Source organism: Thermococcus sp. 101 C5 (assembly GCF_009372125.1).
GTDB classification, from domain to species: domain Archaea; phylum Methanobacteriota_B; class Thermococci; order Thermococcales; family Thermococcaceae; genus Thermococcus_A; species Thermococcus_A bergensis.
The window spans coordinates 1-3,285 of the sequence record NZ_WHIZ01000106.1; the positions used below are offsets into that span (position 1 = coordinate 1).

Sequence of the window (3,285 nt, forward strand, 5' to 3'; positions counted from 1 at the left end):
GTTAGTTTGTTGTACCTGATTTTGGGGAACAGCTTCATTTCTTCGATTAGGACTCTGTAAGCGTGCTTGTAAACTCCGTTAAAGTGCAAGTGTGCTAGTATTGCGAAGGTTATTAGGTCGTAGAGGCTGATTATTTCCCTGTGAGTGTTTTTCGGGTAGTGTTTGCTGATTATCGGGTAGATTTCGGATTTTATGATCAGGATTTTCCTCTGAAAGCTCAATACAACCATCAATCAACCAAAAAACTTAAGTGCTTATAACTCTAACGATCTGATGGGAACTAGGGTTTAATTTTTTCTTTAGTTTATCAGGGGTGATGAACTTGATAACTTGGTACTTTGATGTTGAGTATTTGAGAAAAAATCTGGAAATTGAGGAGATAACAACTCAAGGTAAAACTCCCATGCAGCTTTCAACAATATTGAAGTTGTTTCGTTTGCCCGCAGGGAGGTACTCATTAAAAATATTGGGAAAAGAAGTGCTTGCAGATGATTCCGGTGAAGCGATATACTTCACCAGCGTTCCCCGAGATGCATTCCTCGTGAGCATCTATCTCCGGGGAGCTTTAGAGAAGTTTAACCAAGAGATTGCTACAAAGACCTGGTTTGTTGAATTTTTACGAAAATACGTTTATCCTCCTGAAATCAGAAGAATTCCAGATCCACGGCTAAGAGAGGTTCCTATAGAAGAACTGAGACGAGAATACTTGTTAGAGTGTCCAGATGTTAACGGATACGTTTTTGACGTTACATTCGGAAAGATTTTGAGCCCGGTGGTGTTTAAACTCCAAGGAGAAAAAGTGTTTATATGCTCGGAACTTTACTTTGCGGATAAAGGCAACATCCTTAACCCCAAAAGGGTAGTGATAGAGGGTGATGCTGGCTCATTGTCGAGAGCTTTCCTGAAAATGGGAGAAGAGACTTTAAAGAGTCTAGTTGAACTAGGTGAACTGCTACCTCCGGGAGCGTGGAAAGAGCCATTGGCGGAATACATTGAAGTTCTTAACACTTTCAGAAAGTTTAGTCTTAGTCTGGTAAGAGGCAAGCGTACTTAAACGGCTGGGATGCCAACGATGCTAAAAAGCTTGCAGAGGATTTTGACGAGGGGTACAGGGGTTTCAGGGCACACTTCAATGGGGCAAACCTTGATTGTGGAGTATTCGAAGGAGGAGATGTTATCATTGATGCAAAAGGGGCAAAACATATTATTTTTAACCACCTCATGAAAAAGCCTGGAAAAGATCAGTTCACTCACATTTCCGCCGTGGATCTTTTAAACGAAATGGGCAAGGTTATAGAAAACCCAGACAAAATTGAATGCGGAGACATTGTCAATGGAAAACAGAGAATAGTACTTGTTAAATATTCCCCAAAGCTGGGAAAGAAAGTGGTGGTAGTGATTGAGAGAATCAAATGGGGGATGTACCGGATAGTTACGGCATTCCCACCATCTTCAAGGAGATATTGACAGGGAGGTGATTTCAATCTTTGCCTTTTCATTTTCCCCTCGAGATGGAGATAGGGGATTTCCAGTGCTGGTGCTCGAAGAGGGGCCAGTTTTCATCAGTGAAGACCCAGTGACGCTGGATGAATTCATAAGCTCCCTAAAGGCACTCCACTCGATGGATGCTCTCCCGAAAAAGCTCTGGGACTTGAAGATAATGGCTGAGGGTGGATGGGTTCACCTGACCCTTTGGGATGGTGGGGAAGTACAGCTCACCCGTGACAACTTCATCGAGGCAATCCGAACTTCCATCCAGAACCTGAAAGCGGTTCTCAATAATAAACCCGTGCGGATGGAGTGGCTCAAGTTCAAACTAAAGCCGCCTTCGCATGAAGTTCTTGAGATGTTCAGTGAACCTGAGGATATCATGGACGAGTACGAAGTTCAAGTTTACGGGAGCACGTACGTACTGGAGGCGTTTGTTAATCTCGAGGGGTACGTTGAGGAGCTTAAACTTCTCAGGGCGTTTGTGGCGGATGGCAAACTGCCTGCGGAGGAGTGGCGGGTAAAGTGGAACGTTGATGGTGAAATCAAGAGGCTGTCTTCCAAAGGGGTAAAAAAGCCGGAGGATAGGGGCCTTCTCCGCGAACTGGCGGGCCTTAAAAAGCTCTCAGCAGGAGCGGCTCCTCCTTTCGTTCGCTTTACCCTTTCAACCTATGATCCCTTTGAAGTTCTCTATGCGGCGGACTCTGGAAAGGGAGAATTTTTACTGGCATTCGTCCTGTATTCCGGTATGGCCGTCAAAGTCCCAAAGAACGCTCTCCTGAGGGCCATCGATGAGGCCATCAAAGATGCAGAAAAGGAACTTAAAAGGGTAAAGCTATCTGGGAGGTGAGTTCATGTCCTTCTCCTTTATCTTCTTTGGCTGGGAGGAGGCTCTCAGTAGTGAGGTGTCTGCGGATTATTTAATCAGCACCATCAAACACGAGGATGAGATATATAATTTTGAGCAGTTTTTGGCCAATTATAAAAATTTAAGAAGTGGAAGAAAGAGCAAAAAGCTCGTGATCACATCTTTTCCAGCGCCTTCAGCTCTTTCATCATTTCCTCAAAGCGCTCGTCACTCATGCCGATGAGCTTCTTTGCCTGCTTTAGGGTTACCGTCCTCGCAAGTGTCTTCCTCATAACAGGGTTCTGGAGCGGTGAAAAGCCGTACTTAACGAGTATGTCGAGGGCTTTGGGGTATGCCTTGAGGAGCTTGGCCACGTTGGTGTCTTCCGTTATCTCCTCCAGCTCCTCATCGCACTCTTCAACCTCCATTTTCAGCTCTTTTGAGCCTTCAATCTTTGTGACCTTCAGCACGAAGAACTCTCCCACTTTGTTCAGCTCCACTTGATAGCCAGCCTCTTCGAGCTTGGGTATTATATCTACAAAGGGTTTGTCGCCGATTACCTCAAGGGTTTCCCCGATTTTGAGCCTCTCAAGGTTTTCCAGTATCATGAGGGCAGGTTGTGGAGGTTTTAACCCCCTCACATCCAGCATCATTTCCCATCACCGCTTCTATTTATGACATTTGGCATATAAACCTTGTTGGACAATTCTGCCCAGGGGCGTGTTTATAGTAACCTTTATTAGGGTTTTTGCTGAATTCTTTCAGGTGGTTGTCGTGATCCCCAGATGGGATCACAGACTCAAAGACCCTGAAAGCGTGGCATTCGCAATTCTTGACGTTTTAGCAGACTTCGAATCAGAAGGAAAGCTGAAGAACCTGCCAAAATCCAAAAAATTTCCAGTAAAAACAATACTGGCAATACTCCTCTTTAAACAATACTACAACCTACC

The 3,285-nt window shown here is 44.7% G+C and carries 5 protein-coding genes and 1 pseudogene; 4 read left to right on the plus strand and 2 right to left on the minus strand.

Annotated features, from left to right (window positions below):
* A pseudogene (locus GBV73_RS10805) lies at positions 1–230 on the minus strand (IS982 family transposase); the annotation flags it as partial.
* Positions 231–316: 86 nt separating this feature from the next.
* Here GBV73_RS10805 and GBV73_RS10810 point away from each other — a divergent pair.
* The 3 genes from GBV73_RS10810 (at position 317) to GBV73_RS10820 (ending at position 2,338) form a co-directional block, all read left to right on the plus strand.
* Positions 317–1,054, plus strand: a complete 738-nt coding sequence (locus GBV73_RS10810; RefSeq protein WP_253910368.1) for a hypothetical protein — start codon at positions 317–319, stop codon at positions 1,052–1,054.
* A gap of 167 nt (positions 1,055–1,221) precedes the next feature.
* On the plus strand, positions 1,222–1,467 hold the full coding sequence (locus GBV73_RS10815; protein WP_042699782.1) for a hypothetical protein: 246 nt from the start codon (positions 1,222–1,224) through the stop codon (positions 1,465–1,467).
* Between the two features lie 64 nt (positions 1,468–1,531).
* Positions 1,532–2,338: a hypothetical protein gene (locus GBV73_RS10820; RefSeq protein WP_371717101.1), complete on the plus strand. Its 807-nt coding sequence runs from the start codon at positions 1,532–1,534 to the stop codon at positions 2,336–2,338.
* A gap of 173 nt (positions 2,339–2,511) precedes the next feature.
* On the opposite strand, the gene GBV73_RS10825 is transcribed toward GBV73_RS10820, so the two are convergent.
* Positions 2,512–2,988, minus strand: a complete 477-nt coding sequence (locus GBV73_RS10825) for a DUF1858 domain-containing protein (protein WP_152881291.1) — start codon at positions 2,986–2,988, stop codon at positions 2,512–2,514.
* Positions 2,989–3,055: 67 nt separating this feature from the next.
* Between GBV73_RS10825 and GBV73_RS10830 the strand changes: the two genes are divergently transcribed.
* On the plus strand, positions 3,056–3,285 hold a 230-nt coding region (locus tag GBV73_RS10830; RefSeq protein ID WP_152881022.1), incomplete at its 3' end, for a hypothetical protein.